The 16,341-nt window shown below is 68.2% G+C and carries 10 protein-coding genes and 1 pseudogene; 4 read left to right on the forward strand and 7 right to left on the reverse strand.

Annotation, left to right across the window (positions count from 1 at the left end; all coding sequences use genetic code 11):
- The first annotated feature begins 74 nt into the window (after positions 1–74).
- Positions 75–1,523, forward strand: coding sequence for an aldehyde dehydrogenase (locus QX204_RS31165; protein ID WP_301904034.1), 1,449 nt, complete (start codon positions 75–77; stop codon positions 1,521–1,523).
- A gap of 27 nt (positions 1,524–1,550) precedes the next feature.
- On the opposite strand, the gene QX204_RS31170 is transcribed toward QX204_RS31165, so the two are convergent.
- From QX204_RS31170 to QX204_RS31185, 4 genes are all read right to left on the reverse strand, one after another.
- A complete protein-coding gene (locus tag QX204_RS31170) occupies positions 1,551–1,730 on the reverse strand; it encodes a hypothetical protein (protein WP_301904035.1) in 180 nt (59 codons plus the stop codon).
- 288 nt (positions 1,731–2,018) lie between these two features.
- On the reverse strand, positions 2,019–3,848 hold the full coding sequence (locus tag QX204_RS31175) for a phosphoenolpyruvate carboxykinase (GTP) (protein ID WP_301904036.1): 1,830 nt from the start codon (positions 3,846–3,848) through the stop codon (positions 2,019–2,021).
- Between the two features lie 249 nt (positions 3,849–4,097).
- A complete protein-coding gene (locus QX204_RS31180) occupies positions 4,098–5,579 on the reverse strand; it encodes a hypothetical protein (RefSeq protein WP_301904037.1) in 1,482 nt (493 codons plus the stop codon).
- A complete protein-coding gene (locus QX204_RS31185) occupies positions 5,566–6,675 on the reverse strand; it encodes a hypothetical protein (protein ID WP_301904038.1) in 1,110 nt (369 codons plus the stop codon). The genes QX204_RS31180 and QX204_RS31185 overlap by 14 nt, the downstream gene beginning before the upstream one ends.
- 193 nt (positions 6,676–6,868) lie before the next feature.
- On the opposite strand from QX204_RS31185, the gene trmB reads away from it, so the two are divergent.
- From trmB to QX204_RS31200, 3 genes and pseudogenes are all read left to right on the forward strand, one after another.
- The gene (trmB, locus tag QX204_RS31190; RefSeq protein ID WP_301908168.1) at positions 6,869–7,612 is read left to right on the forward strand and encodes a tRNA (guanosine(46)-N7)-methyltransferase TrmB; all 744 of its coding nucleotides are present in this window, start codon (positions 6,869–6,871) and stop codon (positions 7,610–7,612) included.
- Positions 7,613–7,635: 23 nt separating this feature from the next.
- Entirely contained in the window at positions 7,636–8,325 is a 690-nt protein-coding gene (locus QX204_RS31195; protein ID WP_228537919.1) for an NYN domain-containing protein, read from the forward strand.
- Positions 8,326–10,659, forward strand: a pseudogene (locus QX204_RS31200) (MMPL family transporter); the annotation flags it as partial. It lies immediately after the preceding gene.
- A 1,901-nt stretch (positions 10,660–12,560) separates the two neighbouring features.
- Here the strand turns inward: QX204_RS31200 and QX204_RS31205 are convergent.
- The 3 genes from QX204_RS31205 to QX204_RS31215 all read right to left on the reverse strand — a co-directional run bounded on the left by QX204_RS31205 (position 12,561) and on the right by QX204_RS31215 (position 16,340).
- The gene (locus tag QX204_RS31205; protein ID WP_301904039.1) at positions 12,561–14,855 is read right to left on the reverse strand and encodes a DUF2339 domain-containing protein; all 2,295 of its coding nucleotides are present in this window, start codon (positions 14,853–14,855) and stop codon (positions 12,561–12,563) included.
- 100 nt (positions 14,856–14,955) lie between these two features.
- Entirely contained in the window at positions 14,956–15,627 is a 672-nt protein-coding gene (locus tag QX204_RS31210) for a DUF1707 SHOCT-like domain-containing protein (RefSeq protein ID WP_301904040.1), read from the reverse strand.
- 62 nt (positions 15,628–15,689) lie between these two features.
- Entirely contained in the window at positions 15,690–16,340 is a 651-nt protein-coding gene (locus tag QX204_RS31215; protein ID WP_301904041.1) for a response regulator, read from the reverse strand.
- Position 16,341: the final 1 nt, after the last annotated feature.

Consider the following 16,341-nt stretch of genomic DNA (forward strand, 5'->3'; position numbering starts at 1 on the left):
CTTCACAGTCGTTGCGCCACAGCGAATTAGAACAGGTTGCAGACAATTCGCCCGCAAAACTGTAACGTGTTCTCATGCACTACGACAGTCTGTTCATCGGCGGGAAGTGGACCACCCCGGCCGGTAGTGACCGCATTTCGGTAGTCTCCCCGGCAACGGAGGAGACCGTCGGCAGCGTGCCCGCGGTAACGAACGCCGATGTCGACGCGGCGGTCGCCGCGGCGCGCGACGCGTTCGACAGCGGACCGTGGCCATCGACGCCCCCACTGGAACGAGCCGAGGTACTCACCAAGGTTGCCCGGCTGATCGAGCAGCGTTCGCCGGAATTGGTCGCCGCGCTCACCGCGGAGATGGGTGCGCCGCCGTTAGCGGCCTTGACACTCAACCAGATTCCGGCCGTCGCGGCCTTGGACGCGCTCGCCGAGCTCGCGAAGACGTTCGCCTGGAACGAGACTCGAGTCGGCCTGTTCGGAACCACCCGTGTCTCACGGGAACCGCGCGGTGTCGTCGCCGCGATCACCGCATGGAACGTCCCGTTGTTCCTCGCCGCGAACAAGCTCGGACCCGCGCTGCTGGCCGGCTGCACGGTGGTGCTCAAGCCGTCACCGCTGACTCCGCTGACCGCGAATATCCTCGCCGACCTGTTCACCGAGGCGGGCCTGCCCGACGGCGTGCTCTCGGTGCTGCCCGCCGAGGCCGAGGCCAGCGAGTATCTCGCCGGCCACCCCGGCGTCGACAAGGTGACCTTCACCGGCAGCACCCCCGTCGGCAGGAAGCTGGCCGCGCTGGCCGGTGAGCAGCTCAAGACCGTATCGCTGGAGCTCGGCGGCAAGTCGGCCGCGATCGTGCTGCCCGACGTCGACCTGGCCGCGAGCATTCCCGTGCTCGCGTTCTCCGGGCTGATGAACAGCGGGCAGGGCTGCGTCGCGCAGACGCGAATTCTCGCGCCGCGCAGTCGCTATGACGAGATAATCGAGGCGCTGGTCGCGCACGTCAAGACCATGCAGACCGGCGATCCGACCGATCCCGCCACCCAGCTCGGACCCCTGATCAGCGAAAAGCAGCGCGATCGCGTGGAGGGCTACATCGCCAAGGGCAAGGCCGAGGGCGCTCGCCTGGTGCTCGGCGGCGGCAGGCCAGAAGGCGTGGAGCGCGGCTGGTTCGTGGAGCCCACGATCTTCGCCGACGTCGACAATGCCAGCACCATCGCCCAGGAGGAGATCTTCGGCCCGGTGCTCTCGGTGATCCCGTACGAGACCGAGGACGAGGCCATCGCCATCGCCAACGACTCCGATTATGGTCTCGCCGGTTCGGTGTGGACCACCGATATCGAGCACGGCGTCGAGGTCGCGGCCCGGATTCGCACCGGCACCTTCGCGATCAACTGGTACGCCTTCGACCCGACCGCACCGTTCGGCGGCTACAAGAATTCGGGTATCGGCCGCGAGAACGGCCCGGAGGGGCTCGACGCGTTCTGCGAACAGAAGTCCGTCCTGATGCCGATGGGTTGGACCGCCGAGTAGTCCTCGACGGACCGCCGAGTAGTCGGCTCAGAGATCCGGCATATGGACCCGGAGAACCGGCTGGGCGGCCACCTCACCCCGGGCAGGTAGGTCGACGACCTCGACTCGCCAGCCCGGGGGCAGGACTCGCTCCAGTCGGCCTGCCACGCGCTGCATGGGCGTGCTCGAATAGGTGTCGGCCTCTGATCCGGTTACCAGATCGGTCATGCGTCTAACCACCTCTCAGCGTCGATCTCGTCGTTGACCGCATGGCGGTGCAGGAGTCTCGCAGGGGTATCAGCTCGAGAGGAAATATAGGCGAAGGTAACGCTGCCGCATCACGCGACTCTCTGACACCGAAAGATGTACCCAGAAAGAGACCGTGGGAATCGTCCGACGAACTCGGAGAAACAGAACCGCCCGTACCGAATCGGTACGGGCGGTTCAGTGTTTGCGGGCGACTAGCAGGGTGATGCGCACGCCTTGGTGCGTGCGCATTACGGACTGCTCGGGCGACTAGCCCAGGCGCTCCTTGAGAGCCTCGAACTCGTCGCGCACGCCCGAAGGCAGCTTGTCGCCGACGAACTCGAACCATTCCTCGATCGACGGGATCTCCTTGCGCCACTCGTCGGCGTTCACCGAGAGTGCCTCGTCGACGTCGGCGGCGACCACGTCGAGGCCGTCCAGGTCGAGATCGGCAGCCGTCGGCACGTTGCCGACCGCGGTGGCCGTGGCGCCCGAGCGACCCTCGATGCGGCCGACGATCCACTCCAGCACGCGGGAGTTCTCACCGAATCCGGGCCACAGGAAGCGGCCGTCGTCGCCACGACGGAACCAGTTGACGTAGAAAATCTTCGGCAGCTTGTTCGAGTCGGCGTTCTTGCCGAGGTCGATCCAGTGGTTGAGGTAGTCGCCCACGTGGTAGCCGAGGAACGGCAGCATCGCCATCGGATCGCGGCGCACGGTGCCGACCTTGCCCTCGGCGGCGGCGGTCTGCTCGGAGCCCATCGTGGCGCCCATGAACACGCCGTGCTCCCAGCCGAACGACTCGGTCACCAGCGGAACGGTGGTCTTGCGGCGACCGCCGAACAGGATGGCCGAGATCGGCACGCCCTGCGGGTCGTCCCACTCCGGCGCCAGGGTCGGGCACTGCGACATCGGGGTGCAGTAGCGCGAGTTCGGGTGCGCGGCGTGGCCCTCCGACTCGGGGGTCCAGTCGTTGCCCTTCCAGTCGATCAGGTGCTGCGGGTCGCCTTCGAGACCCTCCCACCACACATCGTTGTCGTCGGTCTGGGCGACGTTGGTGTAGACGGTGTTGCCCGCGTCGATGGTGGCCATCGCGTTGGGATTGGAGCTGTGGTTGGTGCCCGGCGCGACACCGAAGAAGCCGAACTCCGGGTTCACGGCGTAGAGCTGGCCGTCCTTGCCGAAACGCATCCAGGCGATGTCGTCGCCCAGGGTCTCGGCGCGCCAGCCCGGGATGGTGGGCTGGATCATCGCGAGGTTGGTCTTGCCACAGGCGCTCGGGAACGCGGCGGCGACGTAGTAGTTCTTGTTCTCGGGCGAGATCAGCTTGAGGATCAGCATGTGCTCGGCCAGCCAGCCCTCGTCGTGGGCCATCGCCGAGGCGATGCGCAGCGAGTAGCACTTCTTGCCGAGCAGCGCGTTGCCGCCGTAGCCGGAACCGAAGGACCAGATCTCCCGGTCCTCGGGGAAGTGGGTGATGTACTTGGTGTCGCTGCACGGCCACGGCACGTCGGCCTGGCCCGCGGCGAGCGGCGCGCCCACGGAGTGCAGCGCCTTCACGAACGGGCGGTCGGTGCCCAGCTTCTCCAGCGCGGCGGCGCCCATGCGGGTCATCACGCGCATCGAGACGACCACGTACTCGGAGTCGGTGATCTCCACGCCCAGCTTGGGGTCCTCGGCGCCGAGCGGGCCCATGCAGAACGGCACCACGTACATGGTGCGGCCCTTCATCGAGCCGCGGTACAGCTCGGTCATGGTGGCGCGCATCTCGGCGGGGTCGACCCAGTTGTTGGTCGGGCCCGCATCGGCCTCGGTGGCGGAACAGATGTAGGTACGCGATTCGACGCGAGCCACATCGGAGGGATCGGACAGCGCGAGGAAGGAGTTCGGCTTCTTCTTCTCGTCGAGCTGCTTGAAGGTGCCTGCCTCGACCAGCTGAGTGGTCAGGCGATCCCATTCCGCGTCGGAGCCGTCGGCCCAGACCACGCGATCGGGCTGAGTGAGCTCTGCGACTTCCTGTACCCAGGCGAGCAGTTCACTGTGCTCGGTCGGCGCCTTGCCGTCGGATCCACGAAGACCAGGAATGGTCGCTGAGGTCATGAAAACTCTCCTGAGATGGGCGGTTGTTCGATCCATCGATCGCCACCATGGGCGGGTAAGGCGTCCGCAGTGACCAACCGTCGCACAACCCCGATAGACGGCTAGGAAGGCCGTACACGGACGGTGGCCGCGCATCGACTGGCAAGAGCGGACGCCCAGGTTCCTGCCTCCAGGTTAACGCGATATGACGACCGATATGGCATCGGGCTCCATTACAGGTACCCACAGGTGTATCGGTCAATCCCGCGCTCACAGTTGATCGAGGGTGGCGATGTCGCGCTCACAGGCGGTCAGCTGTGCCGGACGCTCCGCGACGAGCCTGCGCGCGAGCACGTCGAGTTCGGTGACACGCCGATCGACCGCGATCGCCCGCGCGGTCGATTCCCGGACCACGTGCTCGGCCAATTCGGCCTCGATATCCACCAGCACCGCGGCGACACGCTGTTCGAGCTGGGCTTTGATATTTACCAATGCTTCGGAGACCCACTGGGCCATGTGGTTGCGCTCGGCGAGTTGACCGCGGGCGCGCACGACCCAGGCGGCCGCGCCCGCGCCGAGTAGCAAGGTCACCGGGACGCTCGCCACGTCCAGAGTCGGCACCAGCGACAGCGGCGCCACGACCAATCTGCCGAGGCCGACACCCGCCGACGCGCCGAGCGCGATCATGAGGTGATCTTCGACACCCCGGTGTCTCTTGTCGGGATCGGGACCGACCCGCGGCGCCGGATCACGGCGGCGGGCGGTGGGGGCGGCGGTGCCGATCCGGCGGGCGGCTTCGATCACCCGTTCGTCTATTACGGCGTCGACCGAGGCCGACAGCTCACCGGCGGCCTGCTGCAGGCGCTGGGGATAGGCGCGCAGTTCGGCGCGGTCGCAGCGGTCGAGTTCGGCGCGAGACCGGGTGTGCAGTGCGCGCACCATGGCGCCGAGCTCGGTGGTCAGATCCACGCGGGAGAGCTGGACCTGGCTGCGCACGGCCGCCAGGCCGGTCTGGCGGCCGCCGTCGCGCTCGGCGACCAGCCCGATGCGCTCCTCTCTGATCCGCTCGGTGTCGGTGCCGGAGCGCAGCGCGGTGATCTGCTCGTCGATTCTCGCCCTGGTGTCGGCGAGTACGCGGGCGCGGACGGCGGTTCGGCGCTGGGCGCCGTCGGTCGGACGCCGCGCGGTGGCCGCGGCGAGGGTGGCGTGCAGTCCGGCCACGCCGGAGCGATCGAGCAACGTCGAGTCGTCGGTGGCGCGGGCCGCGGCGGCCAGCCGGGCCGAGACGGCGACGATGTCGAGGTCGGTGATGCCGCGCGCGGCGAGCAGTTCGAGATTGCGGACGCGGGTCGCGCGCCAGTCCTGATAGGCGTGAAAGCCGTTCATGGCGAGCAGAATTCGTTGGTCGGCGGCGCGGAGGCGGTCGATCAGGGCGAACATGTCGGCGCCGAGGACACTGCCCGCGTCGAAGAGGATCAGGGCCGCGGCGGGTTCGTTCTCGGGGGTGAGCGCGGCCGGGTCGGCCAGGTCGATATGAGGTTCGAAGCGGGCGAGTTCGGTGCGAAGGAGCGTGGTGTTGGCGTCGTCGGCCGCGTAGAAGGTGATGCTGGTGCCCTCGCCCGCTTCGGCCATCGCCCGCAGTAGCGCGCCGCCCTGCGGGTTCCACCGGTCGATCACCGCGTCTACCGCAGGCGTGAGGGCGCCGGGATCATCGGCCGTTCCTCGGTCGGACGGGACCTCAGAGGCCTGCACTGGACATCCGCTCCCAGGCTCTGACATAGCCGTTGTGGACGCGCAACGCGGCGCGCCGGGCGGCGGGCGGCATGTCGCTGGACACCACGGCACGCCAGCGGGTGGCGCGCGAGAGCGCTTCGTCGGCGTCGCCGGGCGCGGGCGATGGATAGCCCGCGGCCAGATGCGAGACCTGCGGGCAGGCCAATCCGGCGCACAAGCCGGCCCAGAGCGCTTCGTCACCGGCGAGATAGCGCTCGATCAGTTCGCGGGCGCGTCCGCCGTCGCCGGGGACCGCGCGGGCGGCCAGCCGGGTCAGCTCGTCGAGCAGTTCGCCGCCACGTACCGCTTCCACCTGCTCGTACCGGCGGTGGACCAGCTTGTGCAGCGGATCGATCCCGCTGGCCGAGTGCAGGATCTGGATGATCGCCGAGGCGGGCAGATCGGGGTCGGCGCGCAGCGCCGTCAGCGCGCAGTCCACGCCGTAGAGGTCCCAGTTGGCGATCAGCCGCCGACGGGCTTCCTGGTCGGAGCCGTCGCCGATGAACAGATCGGCGGCGAGCACCGAGGGCACATCGGGGCCGACCGCGAGCCTGCGCAGATCACTCAGATCGGCGGCGCTCACCGCTCCCGCCCTGGTGCGTGCGGCCACCGAGGCGATGATCGGCACGATCGGCATCCCGAGTTCCTGTGCGTGCCGTCGCGCCGCGGCCACGGCCTCGCCCCAGCGCGCGCCCACCGCGTCGGCCTTGTTGAGCACCACCACACCGCGACCCGGCGGCACGGTGGCGAGCAGGCGATAGTCGGCGGCCTGCGGAGCACCGGCCAGTACATAGATGACCAGATCGCCGTCGAGGACGGGATCGGGCAGTTCGGGTTGGTCGACCGGCGCGGTCTCCTGCGCCGACAACAACGCCAGCGCGGCCATCACGGTCGTGCGCCCGCTGAGCGCACGACCGGTGATCTGGATGTGCAGCGGACGACGCCGGCTCGCGGCCGCTGTCGCGAGCTGTTCGGCGATCCCCGGATCACCTCCGCGACCTGCACCTAGAGCCGAGATCAACTCGTCGAGCTGATCCGCGGGCCGTGTCTGTGCGAATTCGGTGGCTGTCGACATTCTGCACACCCCCTTTTCGGAGGGCATTGTGTCAGATCCACGCCGAGCCGGGGCCGGACGAACCTTCGGCCGACCTGGGCGGATCAGCGGTCCCACGAACTCGGCTGCGACGCACCTGTGCGCATGCTGGACAATGGACGACGTGAACGACGCCGCCGACCACGCCGAGCCGACCAGCCACAAGCTGTCGGAGATGCCGAACGACGCGGGCCGACGCTCGCTCACCGGCTCCAGGCTGTACCCGCGCGTGACGAGCTTCCGCACGCGGCGGGGCGCACTGACGCCGAATCAGCAGGCCTCGTGGGACACCACGTGGCCGGTGATCGGGCGCAATGTGTCCAACGATCCGGTCGATGCCGACGCCTGGTTCGGGCGCGAGGCGCCGCTGGTGATCGAGATCGGCACCGGCACCGGCACCGCGACGGCCGCTATGGCCAAGGCCGAACCGCACCTGAATCTCATCGGCATCGAGGTGTACCAGCCCGGTCTCGCCCAGCTGGTTCAGCAGATCGAGCGCGAACAGATCGACAACATCCGATTGCTGCGTGGTGACGCCGTCGACGTACTGGAGAACATGGTTGCCCCGGAATCGCTGATCGGCGTTCGGGTGTTCTTCCCCGACCCGTGGCCCAAGGCCCGCCACCACAAGCGCAGACTGCTACAGGCGCCGACATTCGCCCTGATCGCCAGCAGATTGAAGCCGGGCGGAGTGCTGCACGTGGCCACCGACCACGCGGATTACGCCGAGCATATTCTCGAAGTAGGCTCCAAGGAACCGCTGTTCACCGGCCTGAACGACACCACCGGTGGCGACAGCGCCGTCAACCGCACTACCGCGCCGATCGGTTTCGAACGGCCCGTCACCAAGTTCGAAGGCAAAGGCCTGCGTGCCGGTAGCGCCATCAACGAGTTCATATGGGGGAAGATCGACAGATGAGCGTGAGTGAGATCGCCCCCGAGATGCCGGTGCCCGCCCCCGCAGGCTCCGGCTCCGAGGCGTTGAGCGGTTCCGATGTTCGACGTGTGCTGTTGGTCTGGGACGCGCCGAACCTCGACATGGGGCTCGGCGCCATCCTCGGTGGACGGCCCACTGCCGCTTATCGTCCCCGCTTCGACGCGCTCGGCCGCTGGTTGCTGGCCCGCACCGCCGAGATCTCGGTGGCCTCCAAGGGCCGCATCGAGGCCGAGGCCACCGTCTTCACCAATATCGCGCCCGGCACCGCCGACGTGGTCCGCCCCTGGGTGGAAGCGCTGCGCAACGTCGGTTTCGCGGTGTTCGCCAAGCCCAAGATCGACGAAGACTCCGACGTCGACGCCGACATGCTCGCGCACATCGCGACCCGTCAACGCGACGGCGGTTTAGCCGGAATCATGGTCGCCTCGGCCGACGGTCAGGCGTTCCGTGAACCGCTGGAGGCCATCGCGGCCAAGGGAATCCCAGCTCAGGTGCTCGGATTCCGTGAGCACGCGAGTTGGGCCGTCACTTCGGATACCCTCGGGTTCGTCGACCTCGAGGACATCCCCGGCGTGTTCCGTGAACCGCTACCGCGGGTGAGTCTCGAGTCGCTGCCCGACGAGGGTGCCTGGCTGCAGCCTTTCCGGCCGCTGTCGGCACTACTCACTTCTCGCCCTGGTCAAGGAGTCGCTTAAGTGTTCACCCGCTGGGGCGATCTGGTCTTTCGGTTCCGCTTCGCCGTCATCGCTGTCGTCGGTGCGGCGTTGTTGGCGTTGGGCGCTTACGGCATGGGGCTCGGCCCTCGCCTGACGTCGAGCGGATGGTTCGATCCTGGCTCGGAATCGGTGGCGGGCGCGCAGATCGCCGACGGCTCCTACGGACGCGACCACATGGCCGACGTCATCGTCATGTACAACGCCCCCGAGGGCAAAACGATCGATGACCCGGAGTTCCAGCAGAAGGTCGTCGGCAGCCTGACCACGGTCCTGGCCGAACACCCTGATCAGATCGACAAGATCAACGGCACCTATTGGAAGGTGGGCGACGCGCCCGCCGTGCCGTCGGCGTTCGGTTCCAAGGACAAGAAGCACGCGTTCGCCTCGATCGCCATCGTCGGCAACGACGACACCGTCATCATGGCCAACTACCGCGCCGTGCAGGACGTCTTCTACATTCCCGGCGTCGATGTGGAGGTCTCGGGCCTCCAGGCCATCGCGGTCACCCTCAACGACACGATCGCGCACGACACCAAACGGATGGAAGTGCTGGCCATCCCTGCGGTGGCAGTGCTGCTGTTCTTCATCTTCGGTGGCATCGTGGCGGCCGCGCTGCCGCTGGTCATCGGCGGTCTGACGATCCTCGGCGCCAATGGCATCGTCATGGCGCTGACCAACTTCACCGAGGTCAACTCCTTCGTCAGCGGTGTCGTGTCGATGATCGGCCTCGGCCTCGCGATCGACTACGGCCTGTTCATAGTCAGTCGTTTCCGCGAAGAACTTGCGGAGGGTTACTCCACGCACGCCGCCGTCCGGCGGTCGGTGATGACCGCTGGACGAACAGTCGTGTTCTCCGCGACGATGATCATCGCCAGTCTCGGCGGCATCCTGCTGTTCCCACAGGGCTTCCTGCGATCGGTCGCCTACGGCACCATCGCCACCGTCTCCCTGGCGGCACTGACCGCGGTGACGATCCTGCCCGCGATGCTCGCCGTCCTCGGCCCGCGCGTCGACATGTTCGGTCTCAAGCGGTTCCGCAAGACCAAGACCGCCGAGCAGATCGAGAACGGCTTCTGGGGCAACACGACCCGTTGGGTCATGAAGCACCCGCTCAAGATCGCCATTCCGATCACCGTCGGTCTGCTGTTGCTGATCATCCCGGTCAAAGATCTGGCGTTCGGCGGTATCAACGAGAAGTACCTGCCGCCGGACAACAAGGCCCGATCCGCGCTCGAGCACTTCTACGAGGTCTTCCCACAGAGCAAGACCGACCCGATCCAGCTGGTCTTCGTCTCCGACGACACGAACGCGATCGGTCAGGTCTGGAAGGAAGCCAACCAGGCACCCGGAATGGTCGGCCCGTTCGCCGTACCCACCAAGTCGCCGACCAACCCGGAGGTGTTCCGCACCTCGGCGACCCTGGTCGATCCCACCGGCAACGCCGAACCGACGATCGACTATCTCCGTTCGATCGAAGTACCTGACGGCGTCACGATGTACGTCACCGGTCAGCCCGCGCTCATGGCCGACAGCATCGACACGCTGCTGGAACTGATGCCGTGGATGATCTTGCTCGTGCTGGTCACCACCACCGTGCTGATGTTCCTGACGTTCGGTTCGCTGGTGTTGCCGATCAAGGCCGCGTTGATGAGCGCGCTCGGTCTCGGCGCGACGCTGGGCATCCTGACTTGGATCTTCATCGACGGCAACGGTGCCGGGCTGCTGAACTTCACGCCACAGCCGATCAGTGCGCCGGTCTTGATGTTGATCATCGCGATCATCTACGGCCTGTCGACCGACTACGAGGTCTTCCTGCTGTCGCGCATGGTGGAAGCGCGTGCCCAAGGTGCGTCGACCACCGAGGCCGTGCGGATCGGCACCGCGCAGACCGGGCGGATCATCACCGCCGCTGCCCTGATCCTGCTTGTGGTGACCGGCGCGTTCGCGTTCTCCGACCTGGTGATGATGCAGTACATCGCCTACGGCATGATCGCGGCGCTGTTCATCGACGCCACCGTGCTGCGCATGCTGCTGGTCCCGGCGATCATGAAGCTGCTCGGCGACGACTGCTGGTGGGCGCCGAAGTGGATGAAACGCATCCAGGAGAGGATCGGCCTCGGCGAACCCATCCTCGACGACGAACGCCCGGAGCACGGTGGCGTGGTCGACCTGGTGAAGACCACCCCGATCACCGACCCGCCGACCATGCAGATGACCGCGGTCCCCGACTCCAAGCTGGCGCGCACGCCGCGCAGGCCGCGCACGGTCGCCGAGATCGAGGCCGAGGCGCCGACCCAGCGTATCGACAAGATCACCGAAGCCGACTCCGCTGAGCCCGCACGCGCGCGCCAGCCGATGTCGCCCGATCCGACGCGCCCCCGTGCCTCGATGTTGTCCTCGGGTGAGCCGACGCGGGAATTGCCGGTGGTGAAGCCGGGTACGCCCGCGAAACCTGAGGCCGAAGGCGCCGCGAAGCAGGAAGACGCCGAGTCCGAGCAGCCGAAGTACGTGTCCGGCGAGCCGACCCAGGTGCTTCCGATCGTGAAGCCGGGTACTCCGAATCCCACTCAGGGACACGCTGATTCGACCCCGAGCGCTCCCGCGGACGAAGACCGTGGCTATTCCGGCCCCAGCTTCGGCACGCCCCCCGTACCCCTCACCGACCTCGGCGATCCCGAAACCGGGCCGGGTGGGGCCACTCGCTCCACCAACGGGTTCGGACAATCGAACGGCACCACCCCTTCGCCGTCTCCCACCGCTTCGCCGGACACCGCCTTCCGTATCGCCGAAACCACCGGCGGCCCTTCGATTTCCCGTCCTGGCGGCGACAGCGGATCCGACCTGCCCGGCGTCGTCACCGGTGGCGCACCGCGTGGCTCCTCACGCGTGCAGCCACCCACGGGGTACACCCCGGGCGTGATCGGCGAAACTCCGCCGGCGCCTCGGGTGTCGCCGCCGAACGAGCCCGGCGACGGCGCCGGATTCGGTACGCCCCCGGCGGATTTGCCGCAACGGCCGAGCATCGTCCCCCCGGCCAGGCCGAGCACGGCGACCCCGCCGCCGCGCGGCATCGTCCCGCCGCCCGCACCGAGGATCGTCAACCCGCCGCCGAGCGCGCCGACACAGGCACCTCGCACGGGCGACACGACGCCTCGCGCGGACGAGCCGACACCGGCACCCCGCGCAGGCGATACGGCTCCTGGCGTCGGTGATGCTCCGTCGAGCGGAACCTTCAACGGGTTCAGCCCTGTGACGGCGTCGAACCTGCGGCCGGTCACGCCCGACTCCCCCGCGCCTGCTTCGAGCACCCCGGCCGAGCCGAGCCGTCCTACCGACCAGGCTGATGCCGCAGTGCGCGACGCGGATTCGCGCCCGCACGGATTCGCGTCGCCCGACCTCTCGGCGGCGCCCGGCCCGCATCGTTCCGAGTCCCACCAGGGCAGTGCGGCCCGCGCGGAGACCGAACCCGATTCGCCGGTCCCGCCGCAGAGCGTTTTCGGCACGTCGGTGCCCGTCGAACCGCAGCCGAGCACCCCGTGGAACAACGGCATGACCAGCCCGGGCACGCCCCGCGGTTTCAACACGCCCGACCAGGACAGCGGACCGCGATTCTCGCCGGTCACGCCCTCCTCGCAGGACAGCGCGAGCGACCGCACCCGCCCCGCCGTCGATCACCCGGCCGACATCTCCGCTACGTCGAATCCGTCCGGCGCTCAGTCGAACTCGGCTCGCCAGGCGGACATCGTGCGCCCGCAGGTGGCGCCGCCGGGATTCACCGAGGTCACGCCCGATACCGCTCCTATGCCCCGGCAACCGGATTCACCAGCGAGTTCGCCGATCCAGGGCGGCAACGGTGAAGCGCCGGCGACGGGTCGCGAAGCAGCCGACGAGGCGCCGACGACCGACACCGCCGGTCGGTGGCAGGCCCCTTCGGGTTTCACCGCCGTCCCGTCCCCCGTCGCATCGCCGTCGGAGCCCTCCACCGAGGTGCCGTCGGACACTGCCGCCGATGCGGCGGAAACCGATTCCACCGCACCGGAATCCGGCGAGCCGCCGGCCGACACCCGCAACGAGATCGAGAACTGGATGGCTCAGTTGCGCTCGTCGCGCCGTGGTACCGCCGCGGACGAAGGTCGCCATCATGGTGCTGAAGGCCGGACTGTCAGCGTGAACGAGCTGCTGCGGCGGCGCGAGGACGACTGAGTCGGGGCTTCTCAAGGGGCCTGGCGAGGCGGTGCCGCGTCGGCGAAGGCGCGGGCGTAGCGGGTTCCGGTGAGTAGCAACAGGATTCCGACCGCCAGGAACGCGGTGACGCGGATCAGGCCCGACAGTGTCGCGAGGTCGAACAGGAACAGTTTCGCCAGTGCGGCCGCGGCCACCAGCAGGCCGGAGACCAGACAGACTTTCGCGACGGCGGGCGAGCTGGACAGCCGGCGCAAACCGTAGAACAGCGAGCCGGTCGCCGCGACCATCCACACGATGGTCGCGAGGCTGTGTCCGACGATGAAACCGTCTGCGCCGCCCAGAGATACGCCGAGGGATACCGCCGCGACCAGTACGTAGTACAGCCCGGCGATGCTCACCGATATCCACACTCCGGTGACGAGCGCGGGATCGTCGCAGCGTGGCAACCGCGGCACCGTCCATGCCACCATCGCCGCCGCACCCAACCCGACCACAGCGGCCACCGCCGTCGAGATGTCGAGGTTCCGGTCCGCGAGTCGTTGCAGTGCCAGCGTTTCCGGCGTGGCGATCGCCAGCATCACCAGCCCGCCGAGCAGGGCGAACGCGATACCGAGCCCCGCGGCCACCCGCGTGCGACTCGCTGCGGCGACCCCGAGGAACGCGAGGCCGACCGCGAACAACATGGTCGGCAGCAGTCGAGGGTGATCGCCCGTCGCGATCGTGCAGCTCTGCAACAGGGCGACAGCACCGGTCAAGCCCGCCACCAGCGCCGTGTGCCGGGCGATGCGCAACCGTCCGACCAGCCCGTCCGGAACGACCGCGGCACTCGCGGAGCCGGGGTCGACCTTCGTGGTGCCCACTGCCGAATCCCCGTGCTCACGAACCTCGGCTGTCGCCGTGCGCCGCGGGATCAGCACCGTGGCCGCCAGGCCGAGGAGGACGGCGGCGAGCACGGCGGTGATCGAAACGCTCATCACCCGGTCGAACAGCACGGCGGCGGCGAGCACCGGAAGTGCGGTCAGCACGATCGTGATGCTCGCGGTGATGTCGCCGGGCCTGCGTCGCACCGCGAGCAGGGCGCCGACCAGCCCGACCACCGCGCAGGCGATCGCCGCGATCAGCAGTCCCTGCCTCTGTTCGGCCTCGGCACCGGAGATCGCCCCCTCGATCCCGCTCAATGCCACCATCCCCAGCACAGCGAGCACCACCGGCAACGTGCGCGCCACCTGCAGCACGGGCCAATTCCTGCGCATCTGCACCGGAACCCCCGCCGCCTGCAAGACCACAAGGAACCCGAGCAGCATCAGTTCGGTCGTCAACGCCGGTGACAACACCGCCGCACCCAACACGACTCCCACCGCCAACGGCTGAGACTGCCACCGCACCGCGATCCCCAACCCGACCAACGCCACCCCGAGCGCCACCGCGAGGCCCACGCCACCAGGAATCCACCGGTAATACCCGGTCACCGCCACAACATCCAGATACAACCCGGCAATACCCGTGGCCACCAGCGCGATTCCGCCGACACGACCACCGGGCCGCCCGAAGACCCGCCACCCGAGCCCGACCAGAACCACCGATAGCGCTGCCCCGGCAACAACTCTCGCCACCGGCCCGAAGAACCCCGCCTGCGCGGCCAGCACCAACAGCATCAGCACGCCGACCAAGGTCACCCCGACCCCGGCCACCGCGAGCACCCGAGAAATAACGCCTTCCCGCTGCCACCACGGCACCCGAGCGGCGCGCGCCGGTCCGAATTGCCCGCCACGCCCGGAACTCCCGACCCATCCCGGAGCGGTACGGCCTGGCGCTCCCGCCCAACCGGCAGGTTGCCCGTACGGCACGCCCGGAGTCGGACTTGCCCAGCTCAGAGGCATGCCTGCCGCGCGGTAAGGCGTGGCAGGTCCACCGTGCATCCCGGTCGGACCCGCCCAATTCGGAGCCGCCCCAGCGCCCACCGGCCCACCGTGCCGCGCGCCCACCGGCCATCCCGCCATGCCACCTGCCGGACCTACAGAACTGGGCCCCGCACTTGGAATCGGTTGCCCTGCAACATATTGCGGGCCACTGCCAGTCGGCTCCGGAGGCACGCCGACCTCGCCCACACCGATCCTCGGCACCTCGGAAACCGCCCCCGGTTCCGCCTGCTCAGCAGCCGAATCCGACGACGCCGCCACCGCATTCCCCGCGCGCGCCACCTCCCCCCGCAACTGCGCGGACAGCACGTCCAGATCGCCCCCCAGCTGCCCCATACGGACGCCGAGCGCGGTGAACTCCCCCGAGAGCCGCGCGACCAGCGCGGGATCGATAGTGGTACTCATAACCCCAATAGTCGGCCCGAAAAGCGGACCGAACATGAGTAGAAACCCCCGCCCTACTCACTGTTCCTACCCGAATTCGAGCCGCAACGGGGTTACCCGCTCACGATCCCAGGAATCGTCTCCACTGAACCATCAACGGATACTTCGCCGTGACAGAGCCGAAGCGAATACGCCCGTGCACAACGAGATGCAGCGGCCCGATCGGCGGCCCCGTGCGGACCTTGTTATTGGCCGAGGACCCCACCAGATCCAACCCGTTGAGGTCGACCGTCGCAGCCGCGGGCACGAGCAGCGTCAAACTCGTGCAGTAGTCGTCGACCTGAATCTCCACGATCTGCGTCTGCATGACCGCCTCGGTGAAGTCCAAGGTCACGCTGGACATGAGGTTGTTGAGATGCAGCACCGGCGGAACCTGCCACGGCCCGCGTCGATGAACACCCGACAACCGACTACGGATCGCGCTCGGATTCGACCCACCGGCCGGAACCGGAACGTGTCGTGGACGCGGCATGGCGGCGGGTTGCGGCGTACCCGCCACGCGCATACCGGGCAGGTCGACCAGCACGGCGTTGAGTTCACCGCGGGTCTTGGCGGCCAGCGCGGTATCCATCCGCTCGGTGAACTCCCCGAGCGAGAGCATGCCGAGCCCGACGGCTCGCTGCAGCAGCTGTCCGACATGTTCCCGTTCGGCATCGGAAACACGCAGCTCACGGTCACCGACGGGACCAGCCGTCGCGGCACCGGGTACGAAAAGGGATTCAGGACCGCCCATGCCATCGAGGGTAGCCAGGCACACCCACGTCGCGCATCAGGGCAAACCCCTAATCATTACGGCTACTCGAGCCCCTGTTCGATCGCGTAGCGCGTGAGCTCGACCCGATTCGCCAGCTGCAACTTACGTAGCGTCGCCTGCACATGGTTCTCCACCGTCCGGTGCGAAAGGTTCAATCGGGTAGCGATCTGCTTGGCCGACAATCCCTTGGCCACCATCCGCAACACCTCGGTCTCCCGGTCGGTCAACGACGGCCGGTGCGGCTGGTCGGCGGCCACCGGCGCGGTCGCCATTCGCCGATATTCCCCGAGTACCAACCCGGCCAACCCGGGCGTGAACACCGGCTGACCTGCGGCAGTGGCCTCGACAGCGTCGATCAACTCGGCAGCCGACGCGCTCTTCACCAGATACCCGCTCGCCCCGGCCTTGATCGCGTCGAGCACGTCGTCGCGCTCGGCGGAGGCCGACAGCACCAGCACCCGACTGTGCGGCGAGACCCGCAACACCTCGGCGGTAGCCGCGACCCCGGTGCCATCGGTGAGCTGCATATCCATCAACACCACGTCCGGCCGCACGGCCGCCGCCCGCCGAGCAGCGGTTCCGACACCGTCCGCGGTGGCCAGCACCTCGAAACCGGCTTCGGCGAGATCGCGGGAAACACCCTCACGCCACATCGGATGGTCGTCGACCACCATCACCGTAATGACCGGCATC

This window comes from Nocardia sp. PE-7 (assembly GCF_030486425.1).
Taxonomy (GTDB): domain Bacteria; phylum Actinomycetota; class Actinomycetes; order Mycobacteriales; family Mycobacteriaceae; genus Nocardia; species Nocardia salmonicida_A.